This is a genomic window from Xanthomonas sp. SHU 308, assembly GCF_000364645.1.
GTDB classification, from domain to species: Bacteria; Pseudomonadota; Gammaproteobacteria; order Xanthomonadales; family Xanthomonadaceae; genus Xanthomonas_A; species Xanthomonas_A sontii.
Window position 1 is genome coordinate 1 of the sequence record NZ_AQOK01000032.1, and the last position, 22650, is coordinate 22650.

General features: G+C 68.8%; 22 protein-coding genes and 1 tRNA gene. 6 read left to right on the top strand and 17 right to left on the bottom strand.

From position 1 onward, the window contains the following. Positions 1–1964: ATP-dependent RNA helicase HrpA (gene hrpA / locus D588_RS0101645; RefSeq protein WP_017914744.1), on the bottom strand; the 1964-nt coding region annotated here is incomplete at its 3' end. Positions 1965–2057: 93 nt separating this feature from the next. Here hrpA and D588_RS0101650 point away from each other — a divergent pair. The 4 genes from D588_RS0101650 (at position 2058) to D588_RS0101665 (ending at position 6518) form a co-directional block, all read left to right on the top strand. Continuing rightward, a complete protein-coding gene (locus D588_RS0101650) occupies positions 2058–2624 on the top strand; it encodes a Dps family protein (RefSeq protein WP_010344296.1) in 567 nt (188 codons plus the stop codon). Positions 2625–2874: 250 nt separating this feature from the next. After that, positions 2875–4683, top strand: a complete 1809-nt coding sequence (gene recQ, locus D588_RS0101655; RefSeq protein ID WP_026143258.1) for a DNA helicase RecQ — start codon at positions 2875–2877, stop codon at positions 4681–4683. Between the two features lie 148 nt (positions 4684–4831). Beyond that, the gene (locus tag D588_RS0101660) at positions 4832–5326 is read left to right on the top strand and encodes a hypothetical protein (RefSeq protein ID WP_017908753.1); all 495 of its coding nucleotides are present in this window, start codon (positions 4832–4834) and stop codon (positions 5324–5326) included. Between the two features lie 565 nt (positions 5327–5891). Then, on the top strand, positions 5892–6518 hold the full coding sequence (locus D588_RS0101665; RefSeq protein WP_017912596.1) for a TetR/AcrR family transcriptional regulator: 627 nt from the start codon (positions 5892–5894) through the stop codon (positions 6516–6518). Positions 6519–6797: 279 nt separating this feature from the next. Here D588_RS0101665 and D588_RS0101670 read toward each other — a convergent pair whose 3' ends face one another. Continuing rightward, a complete protein-coding gene (locus D588_RS0101670) occupies positions 6798–7706 on the bottom strand; it encodes a LysR family transcriptional regulator ArgP (protein ID WP_017914746.1) in 909 nt (302 codons plus the stop codon). A gap of 107 nt (positions 7707–7813) precedes the next feature. Here D588_RS0101670 and D588_RS0101675 point away from each other — a divergent pair, with 107 nt between their 5' ends. Further along, positions 7814–8431: a LysE/ArgO family amino acid transporter gene (locus tag D588_RS0101675; protein ID WP_017914747.1), complete on the top strand. Its 618-nt coding sequence runs from the start codon at positions 7814–7816 to the stop codon at positions 8429–8431. 196 nt (positions 8432–8627) lie between these two features. Here the strand turns inward: D588_RS0101675 and D588_RS0101680 are convergent. The 15 genes from D588_RS0101680 to D588_RS0101750 form a co-directional block, all read right to left on the bottom strand. After that, positions 8628–8703, bottom strand: a tRNA-Lys gene (locus tag D588_RS0101680). Between the two features lie 64 nt (positions 8704–8767). Continuing rightward, complete coding sequence (queC, locus tag D588_RS0101685; RefSeq protein ID WP_026143259.1) at positions 8768–9433, bottom strand: 7-cyano-7-deazaguanine synthase QueC; 666 nt, start codon at positions 9431–9433, stop codon at positions 8768–8770. A gap of 181 nt (positions 9434–9614) precedes the next feature. Continuing rightward, positions 9615–10292: a 7-carboxy-7-deazaguanine synthase QueE gene (queE, locus tag D588_RS0101690; protein WP_017914748.1), complete on the bottom strand. Its 678-nt coding sequence runs from the start codon at positions 10290–10292 to the stop codon at positions 9615–9617. Positions 10293–10338: 46 nt separating this feature from the next. Beyond that, a complete protein-coding gene (gene ybgF, locus D588_RS0101695) occupies positions 10339–11166 on the bottom strand; it encodes a tol-pal system protein YbgF (protein ID WP_026143260.1) in 828 nt (275 codons plus the stop codon). A gap of 7 nt (positions 11167–11173) precedes the next feature. Beyond that, complete coding sequence (pal, locus tag D588_RS0101700; protein ID WP_010344309.1) at positions 11174–11692, bottom strand: peptidoglycan-associated lipoprotein Pal; 519 nt, start codon at positions 11690–11692, stop codon at positions 11174–11176. Positions 11693–11760: 68 nt separating this feature from the next. After that, positions 11761–13080: a Tol-Pal system beta propeller repeat protein TolB gene (gene tolB, locus D588_RS0101705; protein WP_010344310.1), complete on the bottom strand. Its 1320-nt coding sequence runs from the start codon at positions 13078–13080 to the stop codon at positions 11761–11763. A gap of 169 nt (positions 13081–13249) precedes the next feature. Further along, positions 13250–14251: a cell envelope integrity protein TolA gene (gene tolA / locus D588_RS0101710; protein WP_017914750.1), complete on the bottom strand. Its 1002-nt coding sequence runs from the start codon at positions 14249–14251 to the stop codon at positions 13250–13252. After that, entirely contained in the window at positions 14241–14678 is a 438-nt protein-coding gene (gene tolR / locus D588_RS0101715) for a protein TolR (protein WP_017907449.1), read from the bottom strand. Before tolR ends, tolA begins: the two co-directional genes overlap by 11 nt. A gap of 37 nt (positions 14679–14715) precedes the next feature. After that, positions 14716–15492 (bottom strand): protein TolQ, encoded by a 777-nt coding sequence (tolQ, locus tag D588_RS0101720; protein ID WP_017907448.1) that lies wholly within the window; start codon positions 15490–15492, stop codon positions 14716–14718. Continuing rightward, positions 15489–15962 carry a tol-pal system-associated acyl-CoA thioesterase gene (gene ybgC, locus D588_RS0101725; RefSeq protein ID WP_043083036.1) on the bottom strand — a complete coding sequence of 158 codons (474 nt, stop codon included), beginning with the start codon at positions 15960–15962 and terminating at the stop codon, positions 15489–15491. The genes tolQ and ybgC overlap by 4 nt, the downstream gene beginning before the upstream one ends. Positions 15963–16001: 39 nt before the next feature. Next, positions 16002–17039, bottom strand: a complete 1038-nt coding sequence (gene ruvB / locus D588_RS0101730; RefSeq protein WP_017912299.1) for a Holliday junction branch migration DNA helicase RuvB — start codon at positions 17037–17039, stop codon at positions 16002–16004. Between the two features lie 182 nt (positions 17040–17221). Next, complete coding sequence (locus D588_RS0101735; RefSeq protein ID WP_225851637.1) at positions 17222–19063, bottom strand: potassium transporter Kup; 1842 nt, start codon at positions 19061–19063, stop codon at positions 17222–17224. A gap of 130 nt (positions 19064–19193) precedes the next feature. After that, the gene (ruvA, locus tag D588_RS0101740; RefSeq protein ID WP_017907444.1) at positions 19194–19778 is read right to left on the bottom strand and encodes a Holliday junction branch migration protein RuvA; all 585 of its coding nucleotides are present in this window, start codon (positions 19776–19778) and stop codon (positions 19194–19196) included. 124 nt (positions 19779–19902) lie between these two features. Beyond that, positions 19903–20505, bottom strand: coding sequence for a crossover junction endodeoxyribonuclease RuvC (gene ruvC, locus D588_RS0101745; protein ID WP_017914752.1), 603 nt, complete (start codon positions 20503–20505; stop codon positions 19903–19905). An 82-nt stretch (positions 20506–20587) separates the two neighbouring features. Beyond that, positions 20588–21322, bottom strand: coding sequence for a YebC/PmpR family DNA-binding transcriptional regulator (locus tag D588_RS0101750; protein WP_010344319.1), 735 nt, complete (start codon positions 21320–21322; stop codon positions 20588–20590). A gap of 283 nt (positions 21323–21605) precedes the next feature. On the opposite strand from D588_RS0101750, the gene D588_RS0101755 reads away from it, so the two are divergent. After that, positions 21606–22502 (top strand): hypothetical protein, encoded by an 897-nt coding sequence (locus D588_RS0101755; protein ID WP_017914753.1) that lies wholly within the window; start codon positions 21606–21608, stop codon positions 22500–22502. Positions 22503–22650 lie beyond the last annotated feature (148 nt).

Below are 22650 nucleotides of genomic sequence, written 5' to 3' on the forward strand. Positions count from 1 at the left end.
TGGGTCGCACGCGCCGCGGTCTCGGCATCGCGCGCCGGCGCGGGCGCGGAAGCGCCGGCCAGCAGCGGCCGCAGGGAGGCCTCCGCCGGCTCCTCGGTCCAGCCCAGCTCCGCGCACAGCAGATGCAGTTGGCGGTGCAGTTCGCGCCACTCGCGCATGCGCAGGAAGCCGAGGAAATGCCGGCCGCACCAGTCGCGCAGCTTGGACTGGGTCAGGTCCTCGTGCGCCTGCCGGTAGCCGTCCCACAGGCGCAGGATGCCGACGAATTCCGAGCGCGCATCGGCGAACTTGGCATGCGCGTTGTCGGCAGCCTCGCGCGCCTCCGGCGGGCGCTCGCGCGGATCCTGGATGCCCAGGAACGCGGCGATCACCAGCATCGGCCGCAGGCAGCCGTGCTGCTGCGCCGCCACCAGCATGCGCGCCAGCTTCACGTCCACCGGCAGCCGCGCCATCTTGCGGCCGATCTCGGTGAGCTTGCGCAGGCCATGGCGGTCCGGCTCGCCGACCGCGCCCAGCTCCACCAACTGCTGCCAGCCGTCGGCCACCGCACGCTCGTCCGGCGGCTCCAGGAACGGGAAATCCTCGATCCGTCCCAGCCCCAGCTGCAGCATGCGCAGGATCACCCCGGCCAGGCTGGAGCGGCGGATCTCCGGATCGGTGAACTCCGGCCGCGCCGTAAAATCCGCCTCGGCGTACAGCCGGTAGCAGATGCCCTCGGCGATGCGGCCGCAGCGGCCCTTGCGCTGGTTGGCGCTGGCCTGCGAGATCGGCTCGATGTGCAGGCGATCGAGCTTCTGCCGCGGGCTGTAGCGCTTGACCCGGGCATAGCCGGGATCGACCACGTAGCGGATGCGCGGCACCGTCAGCGAGGTCTCGGCGACGTTGGTGGCCAGCACCAGGCGCCGCCGCTGACCAGGGTTGAACACCCGGTCCTGGTCGGCGTTGGAGAGCCGCGCGTACAGCGGCAGCACCTCGGTCTCGCGGTACTTGCGCCGTTCCAGCGCATGGTGCGCATCGCGGATCTCGCGTTCGCCGGGCAGGAACACCAGCACGTCCCCGCGCGGATCCAGCCGGGTGATTTCGTCGATCGCCGCCACGATCGCCTGGTTGACCGTGCGGTCGCCGGCGTTGTCGCCACTCTCGGCGTCGGCCTCCTCGCCGCCCGCCTCCTCCAGCGGCCTGTAGCGCACTTCCACCGGATAGGTACGGCCTTCCACGCTGATCACCGGCGCATCGTCGAAATGCGCGGCGAAGCGCGCGGTGTCGATCGTCGCCGAGGTCACGATGACCTTCAGGTCCGGTCGCTTGCGCAGCAACTGCTTCAGGTAGCCGAGCAGGAAATCGATGTTGAGGCTGCGCTCGTGCGCCTCGTCGACGATGATCGTGTCGTAGCCGGACAGCCAGCGGTCGCTGGCGATCTCGGCCAACAGGATGCCGTCGGTCATGAACTTGATCCGGGTCTGCTCGCCGACGCGGTCGTTGAAGCGCACCTGGAAGCCCACCGTCTCGCCCACCGGCGTGCGCAGCTCCTCGGCCACGCGGCTGGCCACCGCGCGCGCGGCGATGCGCCGTGGCTGGGTGCAGCCGATCATGCCGGCGGCGCCGCGCCCGGCGGCCAGGCACAGCTTCGGCAACTGCGTGGTCTTGCCCGAGCCGGTCTCGCCGGCGATCACCACCACCTGGTGGTCGCGGATCAGCGCGACGATGCGCTCGGCCTCGCGCGCGATCGGCAGCTGCGGATCCAGGGTGATCGCCGGCTGCTGCGCCGCGCGCGCGGCGCAACGCGCCTGCGACGCCTGCAGCGCCTGTTCGAACGCCGTCTCCAGCGCGGCATTGCCGGGCGCGGCCTGCCAGCGCGACCATAGGCCCAGCAGGCGGCCACGGTCGCGGGTCAGCGCGCCGTCGATCGCGGCGCGGCGTTCGCGCAGGCGTGCCGGCACGGAAGGTTTTTCGATAGCGTTCATCAATCGGATGCCATTGAACGTTGAATCACAGCACATGCTTTAGTCTGTCTATTGTGACGCCATCTCGTCTGTAACCCCCAAAGAGGAACTCCCATGGCCAAGAACAAGACCCCCGGCAAGACCAAGAACGCCGCCAGCAAGGCCGTCGCCGGCCAGCCGCTGGCCGGCCTGGCGCCGTCCGCGCCCAACATCGATATCGGGATCGGCGGCGGCGATCGCAAGAAGATCGCCGACGGCCTGTCGCACTACATGGCCGACGCCTTCACCCTGTACCTGAAGACCCACAACTTCCACTGGAACGTGACCGGGTCGATGTTCAACTCGCTGCACCTGATGTTCGAGACCCAGTACACCGAGCAGTGGGCGGCGCTGGACGACGTCGCCGAGCGCATCCGCGCCCTGGGCTTCAACGCCCCGGGCTCCTACAAGGAATACGCCGCGCTGACCTCGATCCCGGAAGAGGAAGGCCTCAGCGACAGCGCCGACTGGCGCGAAATGGTGCGCCAGCTGGTGGTCGGCAACGAAGCGGTGTGCCGCACCGCGCGCAAGGTGCTCAAGACCGCCGACGACGCCGGCGACGACCCGTCGGTGGACCTGCTGACCCAGCGCCTGCAGACCCACGAGAAGTACGCCTGGATGCTGCGCTCGCTGCTGCAGTAAGGGATTCCGCCCTGCCTGCCTGGCAGGCAGGGCGCGCCGCCCGCGCGCCCCTTCGCGCGGCGCGAGGCGCTGGCTGGGTGCACTGTGGAAGGGACTTCAGTCCCGACGCCTTTCCATCTCGGCCCCGGCAGGCTTCGTCTGCCACGACCGCAAGACAGTCGCCACCTACAGACCAGCGCGCGTTCGCCTGACACGCGCTTGCGCACACCAGGAAGCCAACCGCCCTTGCGCGGCGCGGTATCCTACACAGATGTCTTCCCCCGCCCACGCCTTGCTCAGCCGCGTCTTCGGCTACGACCAGTTCCGCGGCCTGCAACAGGACATCGTCGAACACGTCGCCGCCGGCCACGACGCGCTGGTGCTGATGCCCACCGGCGGTGGCAAGTCGCTGTGCTACCAGATTCCCTCGCTGCTGCGCGACGGCACCGGCATCGTCATTTCGCCGCTGATCGCGCTGATGCAGGACCAGGTCGAGGCGCTGCGCCAGCTCGGCGTGCGCGCCGAATACCTCAACTCGACCCTGGACGGCGAGACCGCACAGCGGGTCGAGCGCGACCTGCTGGCCGGCGAACTGGACCTGCTGTACGTCGCTCCCGAACGGTTGCTGACCCCGCGTTTCCTGTCGCTGATCGAGCGCAGCCGCATCGCCCTGTTCGCCATCGACGAGGCGCACTGCGTGTCGCAATGGGGCCACGACTTCCGCCCCGAATACCGACAGCTCACCGTGCTGCACGAGCGCTGGCCGCAGACCCCGCGCATCGCCCTCACCGCCACCGCCGACCCGCCGACCCAGCGCGAGATCGCCGAGCGCCTGGACCTGGCCCAGGCGCGCCATTTCGTCAGCTCCTTCGACCGCCCCAACATCCGCTACACGGTGGTGCAGAAGGACAATGCGCGGCGCCAGCTGCTGGACTTCCTGCGCGCGCACCGCGGCAGCGCCGGCATCGTCTACTGCATGTCGCGGCGCAAGGTCGAGGAGACCGCCGACTTCCTCGCCCGCGAGGGCCTGAACGCCCTGCCCTACCACGCCGGTTTGCCGGCCGAGGTGCGCGCCGACAACCAGCGCCGCTTCCTGCGCGAGGACGGCATCGTGATGTGCGCCACCATCGCCTTCGGCATGGGCATCGACAAGCCCGACGTGCGCTTCGTCGCCCACACCGACCTGCCCAAGTCGCTGGAGGGCTACTACCAGGAGACCGGCCGCGCCGGCCGCGACGGCGAGGCCGCCGAGGCCTGGCTGTGCTACGGCCTGGGCGACGTGGTGCTGCTCAAGCAGATGATCGAGCAGGGCGAGGCCGGCGAAGAACGCAAGCGCGTGGAACGGCGCAAGCTCGACCAGTTGCTGGGCTACTGCGAATCGATGCAATGCCGCCGCCAGGTGCTGCTGGCCGGCTTCGGCGAGACCTATCCGCAGCCCTGCGGCAACTGCGACAACTGCCTGCAGCCGGCCGACGCCTGGGATGCCACGGTGGCCGTGCAGAAGGCGCTGAGCTGCGTGTACCGCAGCGGCCAGCGCTTCGGCGTCGGCCACCTGATCGACATCCTGCGCGGCAACGAAGGCGAGAAGATCAAGCAGTTCGGCCACGACCAGCTCAGCACCTACGGCATCGGCAAGGACCTGGACGCGCGCGCCTGGCGCGGCGTGTTCCGGCAGCTGGTCGCCACCGGCCTGCTGGAAGTGGACAGCGACGCGTACGGCGGCCTGCGCCTCACCGACGCCAGCCGCCAGGTGCTCAAGGGCGAACGCAAGATCATGATGCGCCGCGAACTGCCCAGCCGCGGCCGCGAGCGCGGCGACCGCAGCGGCAGCCCGCGCACCGGCGTGCCGGTGCAGGCGCAGGACCTGCCCCTGTTCAATGCGCTGCGCGACCTGCGCGCCGGCCTGGCCAAAGAGCAGAACGTGCCGGCCTTCGTGATCTTCCACGACAGCACCTTGCGCAACATCGCCGAGCAGCGCCCGACCAGCCTGGACGAACTGGCGCGGGTCGGCGGCATCGGTGGCAGCAAGCTGGCCCGCTACGGCCAGCAACTGCTCGACGTGGTGCACGGGCAGGGCTGAAGCGCGGCACCGGCGCCTGCAGCATCGGCACGTCGCGGCGCGGCCCGCGGCGCCGACAGGCCGGGTTCAACGTGGTATTGATAGCGTCAGCGTCACGGCGGAGCGTCTGACAGGCCCCGCCGGGCCCCTCTTTTCTGGCGGATGCCCGATGAACCGCAGCCTCCTTCTCCTCGCCTGCGCCCTGCTTGCCGGCCCTGCCCTGGCCCAGACCGCCGATGCCACCAGCGACAGCGAGGCGGCCAAGCGCAAGCTCGACCTGAGCGTGCCGCAACAACCGATCACCTACGCCGATCCCGGCACCAAGGCCGATCCGCCGGGCACGTACTACGGCGATACCAGCGGCACCTCGGCCTCGGCGCAGAAGGCGGCGGCAGCGCAGGCGCGCGCCGAGGCCCTGCAGGCGCAGGCAGACCGCTGCAACGGCGACGTGCACGGCAGCGTCGCCACCGGCATCGGCTATTCCACACATGGCGGCAACAGCAACTACCAGGCCGCCAATCTGAACCTGTGCAAGACCTCCTACACCGATGACGGCAAGCCGCGGCAGATGGGCATCAGCATCAGCGTCGGCCGCGGCGACGGCCCGGTGTTCGGCCGCGGCTACTATCCCGGCGCCTACGGCCCGCCGCCGTTCGGCTGGTAAGCACGGCGACACGAGGGCAGCGCCAATGATCCGCTCCCGCCACGCTCGAACCGATGTACGTTGCGTCATCCCCCAACGGGACGTTCCCGGTAACGCCCGTCGCGGCTGAAGGCACTCCTACCGCGCAATTCCCGAAGTTGACAATAGTGCCCGCCCGACTCCCAGGCTGGCCCGCACGCGGCCTGGAACTTTCCGACAGCATCAGTCCCCCTGTTCACATCCGCAATCGCAGCACCCTGCGGTGCGCCGTGTCGTGCCGGCACCACTGAAACCGCCCGCTCCCACGCTCGCGCTCCAGCACCCAGTCATGCAGCCGTGCCCGCTGCGTCCATTGCGCGCGAAGTGCGCATCGACACCCCCACTCGAGAGTGCCGCCCGTCACGGTGGTGGCGATGGGATCGACCGACTTGCCGCCGCACGCGCGACCGCGACGCATCGCGTCTACAATCGCGCTGCCTTTGTCGGCATGCCGTCCGCGGCGGCGTCACGCATCGCGTGCGCGTCGCGGCCGGTCGCCCGGCGTACCTCCCCTTCATGTGGCATCGCTTCCCCCCGAGCTCACGCCATGTCCAACGTAGTCCGGCTGCACAGCGCCCGCGAACGCGAGCAGCGCCTGCACGATGACGTCCTCGATGCGGCCGAGCGCTGCATCGTCGAGAACGGCCTCGGCGCCACCACCTTCGAACTGATCGCCGGGACTGCCGAGGTCTCCTGCAGCGCGGTACGTCGGCAGTTCGACGACAAGCGCAGCCTGGTCCAGGCGCTGATGGAACGCGGCTACGAGCGTGCGATCCGCACCATGTGGCTGCTGCAACCGCCGCCGCACCAGGACGCGACCACCTTCATCGCCGGCGCATTGGAAGACTGGCTGGTGGCCGATGCCAACCAGCGGCGGCGGCGCCTGGATCTGGAGATGGACCTGGCCGCCGCACGCGATCCCGAACTGGCGCAGTACGCGCGTCGGCTCAACGTGTCCCTGGTGCAGAACCTCGGCGACCTGCTGCGGCGCATGCTGCGCGACCACGGCTGGAGCGGCAGCGAAGCCGAATTCCAGGCCCGCGTCTACGCGGTCGCGGCGATGTGCGGCGGTCTGCACATGATGATGACCACCGGCGTGGAGCTCAACCGCATGCATCTGCAGTTGATCCTGAGCGAGAGCCTGGCCGGGATCTTCAGCACGGCGCAGGCCTGACGCCGTCGTCCGCCGTTCCCTTCTCCCTGACGGCTCGTCCCCCCCATCACCGAAGCCTTGACCGGGATCCTGATGCGCTCTGCGGATACAGACGGCGGCGCTGCGTTCCTGCACGAGGCGGCATGAGGCCGAGCGGCGTCATCCGCGAAACGACCCTGACTGATCCACAGCAGCACTCGACGTCGATGCACTGCTGCCGTCACAAGCATGCCGTCACAAGCAGGAGGTCGCCCTGGACGATGGTCGGCGCCGGAGCAAGCGACCCACCGCGAGCGACGCTCAGGCAAGCGGCGCTGACGCGTGCATGCCCTCCGCTGCGGCACGCAGCGCCTGAGCGATGTGCTGCAGCGTCCTGGAACGGACCGCGACATGCTGCCAGTACAGCGGCACGTCGAGCCAGCGCTGCGCATCGACGACCACGATCTGCCGCTGCCGCAGCGCGGCCACCAGCATCGGCTCCGGCGCCAGGCACCAGCCCAGTCCACGCGCGGCCGCCTCGACGAAGCCGATGGAGGTCGGCAGGTAGTGGATCGGCGGGTGCAACCGCGCGCGGGTGATGCGCCGCACGAAGCGCGCTTGCAGCGCGTCCTTGCGGTTGTAGACGATCATCGGGGCGCGGGCCAGCGCCGCGGCGTCCAGCCCATCGGCGAAGTGGCGAGCGAAGAAGGCGGGTGAGGCGATCGCGCGGTAGCGCATGGCACCCAGCGACAGCACATTGCAGCCCTGCAACGCTCTGCCGACGGAGGTGACGGCGCCGAGCACCGCACCGCTGCGCAACAGGTCCAGCGTGTGGTCCTGGTCGTCCACCTGGATATCGAACAGGTAGCCATGCGCGTCGTGCAGCGCCGCCAGCGCGTCCAGGAACCAGGTTTGCAGCGAATCGTCGTTGACGGCGATGGCGATGCTGCGTGCCACTGCACTGCTCGCAGGCGCGGGCGACAGGTCGGCCACCGCCTCGGCCTCCAGCACCTGCATCGGCCGCACGCTGCGCAGCAGGCGCTCCCCGGCGGGGGTCGGCCGGCATGGAGCCTGACGCACGATCAGCACTTGGCCAAGCCGGTCTTCCAGCGCCTTGATCCGCTGCGAGACGGCCGACGGCGTCAGCGCCAGGCGGCGCGCGGCGGCCTCGAAGCTGCCTTCTTCCAGGACGGCGGCGAAGGCGGACAGCTGGGGGTGGAGCAGATCCATGGCGGTTATGCGGATTAGAGATTCTTCAGAGCGTACAGAAAAACGAGTTTGGCTAATCACACCGACGCGTGCAGCATGCTCGCCCCATGTTCTAGAACCTCATCGCTATGTGGCTGCAAGCACTGTTGGCCGGCCTCGTCGCCGGCGCCGGCCTGATCGTCGCCATCGGCGCGCAGAACGCCTTTGTGCTGCGCCAGGGACTGCAGCGTCGGCATGTCGGCCTGGTCGTGGCCGTGTGCGCCGCCAGCGACATCGCGCTGATCGTCCTCGGCGTGTCCGGCATCGGTGCCGTAGTGGACGCCTGGCCGGGCGTGCTGAAGGGATTGCGCTTCGGCGGTGCGGCCTTCCTCGGCGCCTACGCGCTACTTGCGGCACGACGCGCCTGGCGCGGCAGTGGCGGCCTGCTGGCGCACGGCGAGGATCAGCGGAGCTGGCAACGCGTCCTGCTGACCTGCCTGGCCTTCACCTTCCTCAATCCGCATGTCTACCTGGACACCATGGTGCTGCTGGGCAGCCTCTCCACGCGCTACCCGGGACCACTGCGTTGGGCCTTCGCACTCGGCGCCTGCCTGGCCAGCGCGACCTGGTTCGGCAGCCTGGGCTACGGCGCGCGGTTGCTGCAGCCCGTGTGCCGCAAGCCCGCTGCGTGGCAGTTGCTGGATGCGGCGGTCGCGCTGTTCATGCTGGGCTTATGCCTCGCGTTGCTCCTGCAGCCTTTGGGGTGAGCGATCGGGTACGGTGGCTGCCAACCAGTGCGACTAGCCACGCTTGCAGCTTTCGCGCAATGGTGGAAGTGAATGCAGCAAGCCGACGACCACGCAATCCCGACAAGGAAGCAGCGCACCTCGCGTTGCATTCAGGAGTGATGTCCGAAGCTGGCGAAAAAACCGCCAAAGGCGACGCGCAACCCGCTGAGCGGAGTGGTGGGCCGTGATGGATTCGAACCATCGACCAAAAGATTAAAAGTCTTCTGCTCTACCGACTGAGCTAACGGCCCAAAACAAGACCCCGGCGTTGCACCGGGGCGCGTAGTCTACCCCAGCACGGGGCGTTTCGCGAAATCAGGCGTAGCGGGTCGGGTCGGCAACGCCGGCGTCGGCGAAGCCGGCCGCGCGCAGGCGGCAGGCATCGCAGTGGCCGCAGGCGCGGCCGGCGTCGTCGGCGCGGTAGCAGGACACGGTCAGGCCGAAGTCCACGCCCAGGCGCACGCCTTCGCGCACGATGTCGGCCTTGCTCATGTGCTGCAACGGCGCATGCACGCGCAGCCCGGCCCCCTCCACCCCGGCCTTGGTCGCCAGGTTGGCCAGGGTCTGGAACGCGTCGATGAACTCGGGGCGGCAATCGGGATAGCCGGAATAGTCCACGGCGTTAACCCCGCAGAAGATGTCGGCCGCGCCCAGCACCTCGGCCCAGCCCAGCGCCACCGACAGCATGATGGTGTTGCGCGCCGGCACATAGGTGACCGGGATGCCGTCGCCACCGGCGTCCGGCACCTCGATGTCGTCGGTCAGCGCGGAGCCGCCGATGCTGCGCAGGTCGACGTTGACGGTCTTGTGTGCCACCGCGCCGAGCGCCGAGGCAACACGCGCGGCGGCGTCCAGTTCGGAGGTGTGGCGCTGGCCGTAGCGCACGCTCAAGGCATGCACTGCGAAACCCTGCGCACGGGCGATGGCGACGACGACGGCGGAGTCCATGCCACCGGAGAGAAGGACGACGGCGTTTTTCATCTGGATGCCGGGAGTGGGGAATGGGGAAACGGGAATGGGAAGAGCGTAGCAGTCAGGCTGGACCGGGAAGATCGAAGGTCTTCGAGAAGCGAAAGCGGATCAGGTAGAGCCACGCCGACCGCGTGGCGCTCTCCGATTCCCGTTTCCCATTCCCGATTCCCAGCTGCGCGCCAGCGCGCAGCTACCGCCCCGGCTCGTCGTTCCACAGCAGCTTGTGCAACTGCATCTGGAACCGCACCGGCAGGCGGTCGGCGACGATCCAGTCGGCCAGGTCGCGCGCGGTCAGTTCACTCTTGCTCGGCGAGAACCAGACCGTGCAGCGGGTGTCCAGCCGGTGTTCGGCGACCACGGCGCGCGCCCACTCGTAGTCGGCGCGGCCGCACAGGACGAATTTGATCTGGTCGCGCGCGGTCAGCAGCGGCAGGTTCTCCCAGCGGTTGCGGTGCGCTTCCTGCGACGCCGGGGTCTTGATGTCGAGCACCCGCGACACCCGCGGGTCGACCTCGGCGATGTCCAGCGCCCCGGAGGTCTCCAGCGACACGTCGTAGCCGGCGTCGCAGAGGCGCTGCAGCAGCTGCAGGCAGCGCTTCTGCGCCAGCGGTTCGCCGCCGGTGACGCAGACGTGGCGCACGCCGCGGCGCGCCACTTCTTCGAGAATCGCGTCGATGTCCCACCACTGCCCGCCATGGAAGGCGTAGGCGGTGTCGCAGTAGCTGCAGCGCAGCGGGCAGCCGGTCAGGCGCACGAACACGGTCGGCCAGCCGGCGCTCTCGGCTTCGCCCTGCAGCGACAGGAAGATCTCCGTCAGCTTCAGGCGGGGCAGCGGGCTTTGGACGATATCGCTGGGAACGGCGGCCATGGCGGGAGAAAGATGCTCCCGCGACGGCGGCGGCAGCGTAAGGGGGTCAGCGCAGCTGCTGGCCGAGACGGATCGACTGCAGGCGGTCCTGCGCGGTCCGCGCGGCATCGGACCCAGGATACTTCGCGCCGACCTGCTGCAGGGTCTGCTCGGCATCCTGGACGCGGCCTTCGCCGTACTGGGACAGACCCAGCTTGAGCAGCGCGCCCGGCGCCTTGTCGTGGGTCGGATAGCGGCCGATCAGGTCCTGGAACTGGGCCTCGGCCAACTGGAAGTTCTTGGTGGCGTAGTAGCTCTCGCCCAGCCAGTACAGCGCGTTCGGCGCATACACGCCGTTCGGGTAGGCCTGCAGGAAGTTCTGGAACAGGTTCGCCGAGTCGGCGTACTTGCCCGCCTTGAGGGCGTCGAAGGCGACATTGTAGGCGGCCCGCTCGTCACCCGCGGCGGCCAGGGTGCCGGCGTCGCCGTGCACCGACGGCGGCGGCTCGGCGACGGCGGACGGCTTGCCTGCAGGCGCGGCCGGCGCGACAGCCGGTGCGGCGCCATTGGCCGGCGGCAGCGACGGCGTCGCCCCCGCCCCTGCACCACTCTCCAGCCGGCCCACGCGGCCATCCAGGTCCAGGTACTGGTCCTTGATCTGCTGCTTGAGCTGGTCGTTGCTGTGCTGCAGTTGTTCGATCGTGGCTTCCATCGACTGCATCTGCGTCCGCAGCTGGTTGAGCTGGTTCAGGATGTCGGTGTTGGCCTGGGTATTCATGGCCTGCTGCTCGAGCGCGGAAACGCGGTCGGCCAGGCTTGCGCGCTGCGCATGAGCCGGCGCGGCGGCCACGAGGGCCGCCGCGACGATCATCGATGTAAGGACACCGATACGCATCTTTATCTTACTGCGCCGTGTAGACGATCTCGACGCGACGGTTCTGCGACCAGCAGGACTCGTTCGACTCGGTGCAGACCGGACGCTCTTCGCCGTAGCTGACCACGGTCAGCTGCGCAGCCGAGCCACCATTGGCCTGCAGCGCCGAGGACACGGCGTTGGCACGACGCTCGCCCAGGCCCATGTTGTACTCGCGCGAACCGCGCTCGTCGGTGTTGCCCTGCAGGGTGATGCGCGAGGACGGACGGTCACGCAGGTACTTGGCGTGGCAGGCCATGATCGCCTGGAACTCCGGCTTCACGGTGTCCTTGTCCAGGTCGAAGTAGACCACGCGCTGACGCAGGCAGGAATCGGTGTCCAGGTCGCCCGGGCCGTACAGACCGGAGGTCGACGGGCCGGTCGGGGCGGTGGTACCGGTGGTGCCGGTGGTGTCGGTCTGGGGCTGTTCCTTGACCTTCTTGGCGCAGCCGGCCAGAGCTGCAACGGACAACAGCGAAACAAGCAGAACGCGGGTGGTCTTGTTCATGGCGATACCTTGTGGCTCCTGGGCCGATGAGGGGTTCAACAGCGAAATATTAACACCAAACTTACATGTCAACGTGCGGTGCGATACGGCGACCAGGACGGTTCGCGCACGTCGCCATCGGCGAGCACCAGGCGCTGCCGCACGCGGGCATCGGCCGAGACCGCGTACAGCACGCCACGGCCGCCTTCACGCGCCGCATACAGCACCATGCTGGCGTTGGGGGCGAAGCTCGGCGACTCGTCCAGCGAACCGGTCGACAGCGTGCTCCAGCGCGGCGAACCCAGGCTGCGGTCCATCATCGCGATCTTGTAGGTGTTGCCGCTGCCCTGGGCCACGACCAGCTTGTTGCCGTCGAAGGACACGCTCGGGGTCGCGTTGTAGTTGCCCTGGAAGGTGATGCGGGTGGCGCTGCCGCCGGTGGCCGGCACCTGGTAGATCTGCGGGCGGCCGCTGCGGTCGGAGGTGAAGTAGATGCTGTTGCCGTCCGGCGCCCAGGTCGGCTCGGTGTCGATGCCGAAGTGGTTGGTCAGCTGGGTCAGTTGCTTGCTGCCCAGGTCCATCACGTAGATCTCCGGGTTGCCGCTGCGCGACAGCGCCAGCGCCAGCTTCTTGCCGTCCGGCGAGAACGACGGGGCGCCGTTGATGCCGCGGAAGCTGGACACCAGCTGGCGCGCACCGGTGGCGATGTCCTGGATGTAGATCGACGAGTTGCCACGCTCGAAGCTCACGTAGGCCAGCTTCTTGCCGTCCGGGCTCCAGTTCGGCGACAGCAGCGGCTCGGCCGAGCGGACGATGGTCTGCGGGTTGTAGCCGTCGGAGTCGGCCACCATCAGCGCATAGCGCATCGCCCCGCCCTTGCCGCTGGCGGTGACGTAGGCGATGCGGGTCCAGAACGCGCCGCGCACGCCGGTGATCTTCTCGTAGATGGCGTCGGCCATCTGGTGGGCGACGTCGCGCATGGCGTTGGCGCGGGCAGTCATGGCCAGGCCGAGCATGCGCTCGCCCTTGCCCACGTCGAACAGTTCGTACTCGACGCGATAGGCGCCTTCGCCGGCGTCCATCACCCGGCCGACGACCAGGTAGCTCTGCTTCAGCGCACGCCAGGTGGCGAACTGCACCTCGCTGCCGCGGGTCGGACGCTCCACGATCTGCGATTCGGGCAGATTGCGGAACTGGCCGGAGCGATCCAGGTCGGCGCGGACCACCGCGGCGACGTCGGTGCTCGGCGGGGTCGCCGATCCCTGGTACGGCATCGGCACGACAGTGATCGGGGTCGCCGAGGCATTGCCGCCGACGATGTCGATTTCCAGGCCCTTGTCCTGCGCGGACGCGGCGAGAGGCAGCAACAGGGCGGTGAGAACGGCAAGCCAGCGCGGCAGTTTCTTCATGGGTCGCTCAGCAGGATCGGAAAGGCGCAAGAGATAGCAATGCGCGGGTGAACGTATTCGCAATCATGAACCATCGCCGTGTGAAGCCGATGGCAGGACGCGGCACATTATCGCCCATCGCATGTCGGGTGGATGGCGGGCGCGCGCGATGCGGCGCCAGCCGCCTGGGTCATTGGTCCTGGGCGGTGAAGTTGAAGGTCAGGTTGCGCGCGAACACGGACTCGAAGCCACGGTAGGGCAACGGCTGGGCACGCAGCACCGCGGCTTCGATCGAGCGGCGACCGGCCTCGTCGTAGGGACAGTCGGGGCTGACCTTGGCCTGCATGACCTGGCCGCCGGGAATCTGGGTGATCGAGATCTTGCACTTCTGCCCCAGCGGCACCGAGTCCGGGCGCACCCACTGGCTCAGCACCGCCTGCTGGATCGCCGCGGCGTACTTGGCCTGCAGGTCGGTGTTGGTGCCGTTCTGGCCCGGCGCCTGCTGCGGCGTGGTGGCCGCGGCCGCCGACGCCTTCTTGGCGTTCAGGTCGGCGATCTGCTGCAGCTTCTGCTGCGCCAGTTGGGCCTCGCGCTCCAGCTTCTCGCGCTGCTTGCGGATGTCAGCGATCTTCTTCTGCCGCTCCTCTTCCTGCTGCGCGGCCAGGCGCTGCTTCTGCTCGGCCTCCTGCTGGCGCTTCTGCTCGGTCAGGTCGATCTGTTCCTGGCGGCGCTTGGCCTCCTGCTCCTGCTTCTCCTTTTCCTGGGAGATCGCGGTGCGGGTGGCGCGGTCCTGGTCGACCTTGTCGGGCACCGGGACGAAGTCCTGCGCCTTCTGCTGCTGCGGGGTCGGCGCCTGCTGCGGCTTGGGCGTGGGCAGCGGCTGCGGCGGCGGCACCGTGTCTTCCTCGGCGACGTCCTTGACCGGTTCGGGCAGCGGCTCGGGCAAGGGCTTGGGCGCGTCCTTCACCGCTTTCTGCGCAGAGCGCACGTCGGCGGCCGAGACCACCAGCGAGGCCTCGACCATCGGCGAACCGGCGGCCGGCTCGACCTGGCGCACCGGCGACCACCACCAGGCCAGGAAGAACAGCAGCGCGATCAGCACGTGCACCAGCAACGCCAGGGCGACCCCGAAGATCAGCCCCTTGTCGTCGCCGCGCTGCTGCGGCGGGCGGGAATCGGCTTCAGCGTGCATTGTTTCCGGGCTGACTCATCAGGCCGACCTTGGGCACCCCGGCCTGCTGCAGCATGACCATGGTGTCCATGACCAGTTGGTAGTTCGAGGTGCCGGGCGCGGCGACGAACACCGGCACGTCCTTGTTCTGGCCGACGAAGGCCTGGATCTTGGCCTTCAGCTCCGGCGCGGCGATCTTCTCCGGCTTGCCGTCCTGCAGGGTCAGCGTGTAACGGCCTTCGGCATCGACGGTGACGATCACCGGATCCTTCTTGCTCTCCACCGAGCGCGCGGTGGAATCGGGCAGGTCCACGTCCACGCTCAGGCTGAGCAAGGGCGCGGTGACCATGAAGATGATCAGCAGCACCAGCATCACGTCGATGTACGGCACGACGTTGATCTCGGACTTGAGCTTGCGGCGCTTGCGGCGGGAAATGGCGGCAGTCATGCGGGAATCCTGGGAGTCGTGGGCAGGCGGGCGACGCTCAGTCGCCGCTGGCCTGGCGCTGCAGGATGGAGCTGAACTCTTCGGAGAAGGTCTCGAAGCGCACGGCCAGGCGCTCGACCCGGGTGGTGAAGCGGTTGTAGGCCCACACCGCCGGGATCGCCACGAACAGGCCGATGGCGGTGGCGAACAGCGCCTCGGAGATGCCCGGCGCGACCGCGGCGATGCCCGCCTGCTGGCCGCTGTTGATCATGTCGTGCATGGTCACCATGATGCCGAACACGGTGCCGACCAGGCCCACGTACGGGGCGGTGGAGCCGATGTTGGCGAGCAGTTCCAGGTTGCGCTCCAGGCGGTCGACCTCGCGCGCGTAGGTCGCGCGCATCGCCCGCTGCGCGCCTTCCAGCTGGATGCGCGCATCGAGCCGGCGCTTGTCGCGCAGGCGGGTGAACTCGCGGAACCCGGCCTCGAAGATCGCCTCCAGCCCGCCGACCACGCGGTTGCGGTCGGTGGCGCCGGCGTAGAGCTTGCTCAGGTCGGTGCCGGACCAGAAGCGGTTCTCGAAGTCGTCGGCCTCGCGGTTGGCGTCCTTGAACACCTTGCCCTTGCGGAAGATGATGACCCAGCTGATCAGCGAGCCGAGCAGCAGCAGCAGCACGATCACCTTGACCGGCAGGCTGGCCTTGACCATCAGGTCCAGGTAGTTGATGCCGCCGTGGGCAGCGGTGCTGGCGACGGCCTGGGTGGCGGTCTGGGTCACGTCCTGTGGCAGCGCCTCCACCACCGTGTCCTGCAGGGCCAGGAGCAATGCGATCATCCGTCGTTCCTCAGTAATTCGGCTTCAGTGATTTCAAGAACTTTCAATGCATCGTGCAGCGCGTCGTCCATGCCGCGCGGGCGGAAGCTGCCGGCGCTGAGCGCGGCCACCCGCACCTGCGCGCGCAACAGCAACTCCCCGTCGTCGCGGCGGACCGACTGCGCGAACACCAGGCTGGCGCGCTTGCATTGCGACAGCGCGACGCCGACCTGCAGGGAATCGTCCAGGCGTGCCGGGCGCAGGAAGTCGAGCTGCATCGCGCGCACCGCGAACACCAGATCGTGTTGCAGGCGCAGACGCTCCTGACCATACCCCAGCGCCCGCAACCACTCCGTGCGCGCCCGCTCCAGGAAGGCCACGTAGCGCGCGTGGTAGACCACGCCACCGGCGTCGGTATCTTCCCAGTAGACGCGTGTCGGCCAACTGAATAGCCGGGAATCGGGAACGGGGAATGGGGAATCGGCAGTCAAGAGCGGCGCTCCTGTCGATAGCTGGGTAACCAGAACATCCTAGAACAGCGCCCCCGATTCCCCATTCCCGATTCCCAATTCACGGTGCTTGGGCTGCAAGCCCAAGTGCAGATAGGCCTTGTTGGTGGCCATGCGGCCGCGGGCGGTGCGGATCAGGTAGCCCTGCTGGATCAGGTAAGGCTCGATCACGTCCTCCAGGGTGCCGCGCTCCTCCGACAGCGAGGCGGCCAGCGACTCGACGCCGACCGGGCCGCCGTCGAAGTACTCGATGATGGTGCGCAGCATGCGCCGGTCCAGCTCGTCGAAGCCCTCGGCGTCGACCTTGAGCATCTGCGTGGCGGCCTGCGCCACGGCCAGGTCGATCTGCCCGCCGGCGCGGACCTGGGCGAAGTCGCGGACCCGCCGCAGCAGGCGGTTGGCGATGCGCGGGGTGCCGCGCGCGCGGCGCGCGATCTCGGCGCAGCCGTCGGCGTTGCAGGCGATGCCGAGGATGCTGGCGGAGCGGCGCACGATCTGCGCCAGTTCGTCCGGGGTGTAGAAGGCCAGGCGCTGGACGATGCCGAAGCGGTCGCGCAAGGGCGCGGTCAGCAGGCCGGCGCGGGTGGTGGCGCCGATCAGGGTGAACGGCGGCAGATCGATCTTGATCGAGCGCGCGGCCGGGCCCTCGCCGATCATGATGTCGATCTGGAAGTCTTCCATCGCCGGGTACAGCACTTCTTCCACCACCGGCGACAGGCGGTGGATCTCGTCGATGAACAGCACGTCGTGCGGCTGCAGGTTGGTCAGCAGCGCGGCCAGGTCGCCGGCCTTCTCGATCACCGGGCCGGAGGTGACCCGCAGATTGACCCCCAGCTCGTTGGCGATGACGTGGCTGAGCGTGGTCTTGCCCAGGCCCGGCGGCCCGAAGATCAGCACATGGTCCATCGCCTCCCCGCGCGCCTTGGCCGCCTCGATGTAGATCGACAGCTGCTCGCGCACCGGCTGCTGGCCGAGATAGTCGTCCAGCCGCTTGGGGCGGATGCTGGCCTCGGCCGCGTCATCCTCGCGGGTGGCGCTGCTGGCGATGATGCGGTCCATGGAAAGCCGGGATTGGGGAATCGGGATTGGGGAATCGAGCGGACAATAGTAGCGGTTGGCGGCACGGCTGGCGCTTACTTTGATGGTCGCCGCCTGCTTTCAGGCCAGACGCCGCGGCCGTTGCCTTTCCCTGTTCCCCATTCCCGCCTCCCCATTCCCAAGGCCGCGACGACGTCGTGGCCTCAGATCTCCACCTGCGCGCCCAGTTCCACCAGGCGGTTGCCGGGGATGCGGAAGAAGCCGGTGGCGGGGGCGGCGTTGCGGTGCATGACCGCGAACAGCTTGTCGCGCCAGATCGGCATGCCGCGGTTGGCGCTGGCCACGATGGTCTCGCGGCTGGCGAAATAGGTGGTGTCCATGGGGTCGAAGTAGATCCCGCCCTGGTCGCAGGAGCGCATCAGCGCCAGCGGCACGTCCGGGGTCTCCATGAAGCCGAAGCGCACGTAGACCCGGTAGAACTCGTCGCCGATCGCGTCGATCTTCAACCGCTGCCCGGCCGCCGCGTACGGCACCTGCAAGGTCTCCACGGTCAGGAACACGTTGCGCTCGTGCAGCACCTTGTTGTGCTTGAGGTTGTGCATCAGCGCGTGCGGCACCACCATCGGGTCGGCGGTCAGGAACACCGCGGTGCCGGGCACGCGCACCGGCGGCGCCAGCATCAGCCCGGGCAGGAAGGTGTCGAGCTTGATGCCGTCCTTGCGGATCTCGTCGTGCAGCAGCTTGCGGCCGCGGCGCCAGGTGCGCATCAGGGTGAACAGGATCAGGCCCAGCAGCAGCGGGAACCACGCGCCGTCCAGGAACTTGATGATGTTGGCGTAGAAGAACGCGCAATCCACCGCCAGGAAGACCAGGGCGAACAGCCACAGCAGCGGCGCCGGCACGCGCGGGTTGGCGCGCGCGTAGATGACCATCAGCACGGTGGTGATCAGCATGGTGCCGGTGACCGAGACGCCGTAGGCGGTGGCCAGCGAGGTGGAGTCGCCGAAGCCGATCACCGCCACCACCACCAGCGCCAGCAGGCACCAGTTCACCGCCGGCACGTAGATCTGGCCGATCGTGGAGTGCGAGGTGTGGCGGATGTGCATGCGCGGGATGTAGCCCAGCTGCATGGCCTGGCTGGCCACCGAGTAGGCGCCGGTGATCAGCGCCTGCGAGGCGATCACCGTGGCCGCGGTGGCCAGCACGATCATCGGGTACAGCGCCCACTCCGGCACCGCCTCGTAGAACGGGTTGCTGACCGCCGCCGGATCGCGCAGCACCAGCGCGCCCTGCCCCAGGTAGGTCAGGGTCAGCATCGGCAGCACCACGCACTGCCACGAGCGGCGGATCGCCTTGGCGCCGAAATGGCCCATGTCCGCGTACAGCGCCTCGCCGCCGGTCACCGCCAGCACCACCGCACCGAGCACGAACACCGCATGCCAGTTGTGTTCGGCGAAGAAGCGCACGCCCCACCACGGGTTCAGCGCGTGCAGCACTTCCGGCGCGCGGGTCATGTTGTAGACGCCGATCGCGCCCAGCGCCACGAACCAGACCAGGGTGATCGGCCCGAACGCCTTGCCCACCCGCTCGGTGCCGTAGCGCTGGGCCATGAACAGCATGCCCAGCACCACCAGGGTGATCGGCACCACGAACGGCTCCAGCTTGGGCGCGGCCACCTCCAGGCCTTCCACCGCCGACAGCACCGAGATGGCCGGGGTGATCACGCCGTCGCCGAAGAACAGCGAGGCGCCGAAGATGCCGAGGATGCCGACCACGTACATCGAGCGCGAGCCGCCCGGCAGGGTCCGCTGGGCCAGCGCGGTCAGCGCCATGATGCCGCCCTCGCCATCGTTGTCGGCGCGCATGATCACGGTGACGTACTTGACCGTGACCACCAGCATCAGCGCCCAGAACACCAGCGACAGGATGCCCAGCACGGTGTCGTGGTCCGGGGTCAGCCCGTAGTGCGGCGAGAACGCTTCCTTGAGCGTGTACAGCGGACTGGTGCCGATGTCGCCGAAGACCACGCCGATGGCGGTCAGCATCACCCCAAAGCCCGTCTTGGCGTGCGGATCGTGGCTGCCCGGGCGGGCGGCGGAACTGGAGGAGCTGGACATGGTGGGAAGAGTAGCGCCAGAACGTGAAGAAAGAGCGGGAAGCCGAGCCGACCCGAGGTCAGCGCAGCGCCGCCTGCAGGGCCTTGCGGATCACCGTGGCGACCTCGTCGCCGTCGGCGGCGGCGTCGCGCGCCATCTTCGCCGCCTCGGCCGGCTTGTAGCCAAGCTGCTGCAGCGCCACCGTGGCTTCGGAGACCGCGTCGGTGCCCAGTTGCCCGGTGATCGGCGCACCGCCGCTGAAGTCGGCCGCGCGGTCGCGCAGCTCCACCACCATGCGCTCGGCGGTCTTCTTGCCGATACCGGGGATGCGGGTCAGCGCGGTGACGTCGGCGGCGGTGATCAGCCGCGCGAACTCGTCGACGCTGACCCCGGACAGCACCGCCAGCGCGATCTTCGCGCCGATCCCGCTGACCCGCTGCACATCCCGAAACAGCCGCCGCTCGCCCTCGCGCAGGAAGCCGTACAGCGACACGCTGTCCTCCTTCTGCGCATAGTGGGTGAACAGGATGACGTCGCGGCCGACGTCGGGCAGGTCGTAGAAGGTGCTCATCGGCGCCTCCAGCTCATACCCCACCCCACCCACGTCGATCACCAGCCACGGCGGCTGCTTGTAGGCCAGGATCCCGCGCAGACGGCCGATCATTGGGCGCCTCGTGCGAGGCGCCGGGATTGGGGAATGGGGAATGGGGAATGGGCAAAGCGGGCGACCGCTTCACCGCTTCTGCTGTTCCGATTCCCGATTCCCGACTCCCGATTCCCAGCCTTTGTCATTTTCTGCTCCACGCCTGCTGCGTGCTGACGCCCAGGCGCTGCGCGGTGGCGCGCACGTGGGCATGGGTGATGGCGACGGCCAGTGCGTCGGCGGCGTCGGCCTGAAGTTTGCCGGTCAGGCTCAGCATGAGACCGACCATGTGTTGCACCTGCTGCTTCTCCGCCGCGCCCTTGCCGACCACGGCGAGCTTGATCTCCTTGGCGGCGTACTCGTGCACCGGCAACTCGCGCAGCACCGCCGCGCAGATCGCCGCGCCGCGGGCATGGCCGAGCTTCAGTGCCGCGTCGGCGCTCTTGCCCATGAACACGCGCTCGATCGCCACTTCCTGCGGCCGGTACTCCTCGATCAGCGCATCCAGCCCGTGCAGCAGGCGCTTGAGCCGCAGGGCGAAGTCGCCCTCGCCCAGCAGTACCAGCGGCGCGTGGTGCACGTGCCGGGTACGGCCAGCCGCGTCCACGTCGATGATGCCCACGCCGGTGCGCTGCGAGCCGGGGTCGATGCCGAGGATGCGGGTGGTGGTGGAGCCGGGATTGGGGAATCGGGAATCGGGAATCGTGAAAGCAGCGCCCGTGCGGGCAGAGATGCCCGTGGCAGCCATCGACGTCGGCGATGCCTCCGGCACCGGCACGACGCCGCTCCGGGTTCCGGGTCTTGGCCCCCGGGCCCCGGGTTTCATGGTGTCAGCCCCCGTCACTCAGCGCGGCCTGGTCGACGTTGGAATAGACGTTCTGCACGTCGTCCAGGTCTTCCAGCATGTCCAGCAGCTTGCGCACCTGCACCGCGGTGTCGCCGTCCACGGCGATGTCGTTGTCGGCGCGGAAGGTGATTTCGGCGTGGTCGGCGGCCAGGCCGGCCGCGTCCATGGCGTCCTTGACCGCCTGGAACGCCTCCGGCGCGGTCAGCACGTCGATCGCGCCGTCCTCGGGGTAGACCACGATGTCGTCGGCGCCGGCCTCGATCGCCGCCTCGGTGATCTTCTCCTCGTCGGCGCCGGCGGCGAAGCTGAGCACGCCCAGGCGCTTGAACATGAAGGCCACCGAGCCGTCGGTGCCCATGTTGCCGCCGCATTTGCTGAAGGCATGGCGCACGTCGGCCACGGTACGCACGCGGTTGTCGGTCAGGCAGTCGACGATCACCGCCACCCCGCCCGGGGCGTAGCCCTCGTAGCGCACTTCCTCGTACTCCACGCCTTCCAGTTCGCCGGTGGCCTTCTTGATCGCGCGCTCGATCACGTCCTTGGACATGTTCGAGGCCAGCCCCTTGTCCATCGCCACGCGCAGCCGCGGGTTGTTGGACGGATCGCCGCCGCCGGCGCGCGCGGCGACGCCGATCTCGCGGATGATCTTGGTGAAAATCTTGCCGCGCTTCGCATCGGATGCGTTCTTGCGGGCTTCGATCGAGGGGCCTCTACCCATGGGGCGTTCCGGACAGTTGTAAGGACAAGACGCGGATTTTACCTGATGCCGCGCACATCCCGCGGCCCGGCCGCGCCGACGACCGACCGCGCGTGCGACCGGCGCATGCCGCCCGTTCCCCGGCCGGCGCCCACTCCAGCGCGCGTCGGCCCGTGCCGCCGGTCGAACCTTGGCGGACTGTCTACCCATGCGCGCCACATCGCTGCCAGAACTGTCATGCCCCACCTGGAGGCTGAACCCGTAAGTCGCGCCCGCTTTCCATCGCACCGAAAGGAGATCCCGCATGTCCCGCACCACCTCCGCCCCGTTCCTGTCGCTGGCCCTGCGCTGCCTGGGCCTGCTCGCCCTTGCCGCCCCGGGCCTGGCCAGCGCCCAGACCGATGCCTTCAGGGGCCGCTACAACGCCGGCGTCACCACCTATTCGATCAGCGGCCAGGAACCCCGCGCGACGGGAAAGTACCCGGTCTACGTGCATATCGGCGGGACCGGCGAGAACTACCAGAGCAACTGGGCGATGGCCGCGGTGAATGCCGCCGCGGCCAAGGGCTTCGTGGCGGCCTCGGTGGAGTACGACAACGCCAGCTTCGGCAGCTGCGGCGTCATCGGCAACCGCGCCAAGGCCATCTTCGACGCGCAGAACATCAACAGCGCCATCGCCCAGCTCTGCGCCCGCGACAAGGCCGATTGCTCCAAGGGCGTGGTGACCGGCGGGCTCAGCCAGGGCTCGATCATCTCGGTGCTGGCGCACGACTACGATCCCCGGGTCGCCGCCTCGTTCGGCCAGGGCACCGGTACGACCTACACCGCCTACTACAACCTGGCCTCCTGCATCGCCGACGGCAACCACAGCCTGCCGTCCGATCGCCTGCGCATCATCAACGGCGAGCGCGACATGTTCGTCGGCGGCACCGAGAACGTCGCCCGCACCCAGGCGCAACTGGTCACCGGCCTGCGCTGCGACGGGCAGCAGTCGTGCTTCCGCAGCAACGGCAGCGGCTGGTACGTCGTCAAGGACCGGGAGGTGCAGGACCTCTACGCCGACCACTGCTTCATGGGCTTCGGCGGCTATCCAGGCACCCAGTGCACGGGCGTGCTGGTCGACGGCAACTACCGCAGCGGCACCGCCGCCTGGGCGCTCAACCCCACGCTGGACTGGTTGAAGACCTTCGTGACGCCCTGAGCGGCGGCATCGCCTGTGCCGGCGCCAAGGCGGACGGGCGGACACCGCGACGTGGCGCCGGCCACCGCCGCCGCCGGACGCTCGATGTCTGGCGACCGGCTCAGGCGGCGAAGCGGCCGTCGCGCAGGAAGGCGGCGGTCTGCCGCGC

What these genes read in the sequence shown, in the direction of transcription:
- D588_RS0101650 (WP_010344296.1), top strand. Translation starts at nt 2,058, where the DNA reads ATGGCCAAGAACAAGACCCCCGGCAAGACCAAGAACGCCGCCAGCAAG.
- recQ (WP_026143258.1), top strand. Translation starts at nt 2,875, where the DNA reads ATGTCTTCCCCCGCCCACGCCTTGCTCAGCCGCGTCTTCGGCTACGAC.
- D588_RS0101660 (WP_017908753.1), top strand. Translation starts at nt 4,832, where the DNA reads ATGAACCGCAGCCTCCTTCTCCTCGCCTGCGCCCTGCTTGCCGGCCCT.
- D588_RS0101665 (WP_017912596.1), top strand. Translation starts at nt 5,892, where the DNA reads ATGTCCAACGTAGTCCGGCTGCACAGCGCCCGCGAACGCGAGCAGCGC.
- D588_RS0101670 (WP_017914746.1), bottom strand. Translation starts at nt 7,706, where the DNA reads ATGGATCTGCTCCACCCCCAGCTGTCCGCCTTCGCCGCCGTCCTGGAA.
- D588_RS0101675 (WP_017914747.1), top strand. Translation starts at nt 7,814, where the DNA reads ATGTGGCTGCAAGCACTGTTGGCCGGCCTCGTCGCCGGCGCCGGCCTG.
- queC (WP_026143259.1), bottom strand. Translation starts at nt 9,433, where the DNA reads ATGAAAAACGCCGTCGTCCTTCTCTCCGGTGGCATGGACTCCGCCGTC.
- queE (WP_017914748.1), bottom strand. Translation starts at nt 10,292, where the DNA reads ATGGCCGCCGTTCCCAGCGATATCGTCCAAAGCCCGCTGCCCCGCCTG.
- ybgF (WP_026143260.1), bottom strand. Translation starts at nt 11,166, where the DNA reads ATGCGTATCGGTGTCCTTACATCGATGATCGTCGCGGCGGCCCTCGTG.
- pal (WP_010344309.1), bottom strand. Translation starts at nt 11,692, where the DNA reads ATGAACAAGACCACCCGCGTTCTGCTTGTTTCGCTGTTGTCCGTTGCA.
- tolB (WP_010344310.1), bottom strand. Translation starts at nt 13,080, where the DNA reads ATGAAGAAACTGCCGCGCTGGCTTGCCGTTCTCACCGCCCTGTTGCTG.
- tolA (WP_017914750.1), bottom strand. Translation starts at nt 14,251, where the DNA reads ATGCACGCTGAAGCCGATTCCCGCCCGCCGCAGCAGCGCGGCGACGAC.
- tolR (WP_017907449.1), bottom strand. Translation starts at nt 14,678, where the DNA reads ATGACTGCCGCCATTTCCCGCCGCAAGCGCCGCAAGCTCAAGTCCGAG.
- tolQ (WP_017907448.1), bottom strand. Translation starts at nt 15,492, where the DNA reads ATGATCGCATTGCTCCTGGCCCTGCAGGACACGGTGGTGGAGGCGCTG.
- ruvB (WP_017912299.1), bottom strand. Translation starts at nt 17,039, where the DNA reads ATGGACCGCATCATCGCCAGCAGCGCCACCCGCGAGGATGACGCGGCC.
- D588_RS0101735 (WP_225851637.1), bottom strand. Translation starts at nt 19,063, where the DNA reads ATGCTGACCGCCATCGGCGTGGTCTTCGGCGACATCGGCACCAGTCCG.
- ruvA (WP_017907444.1), bottom strand. Translation starts at nt 19,778, where the DNA reads ATGATCGGCCGTCTGCGCGGGATCCTGGCCTACAAGCAGCCGCCGTGG.
- ruvC (WP_017914752.1), bottom strand. Translation starts at nt 20,505, where the DNA reads ATGGCTGCCACGGGCATCTCTGCCCGCACGGGCGCTGCTTTCACGATT.
- D588_RS0101750 (WP_010344319.1), bottom strand. Translation starts at nt 21,322, where the DNA reads ATGGGTAGAGGCCCCTCGATCGAAGCCCGCAAGAACGCATCCGATGCG.
- D588_RS0101755 (WP_017914753.1), top strand. Translation starts at nt 21,606, where the DNA reads ATGTCCCGCACCACCTCCGCCCCGTTCCTGTCGCTGGCCCTGCGCTGC.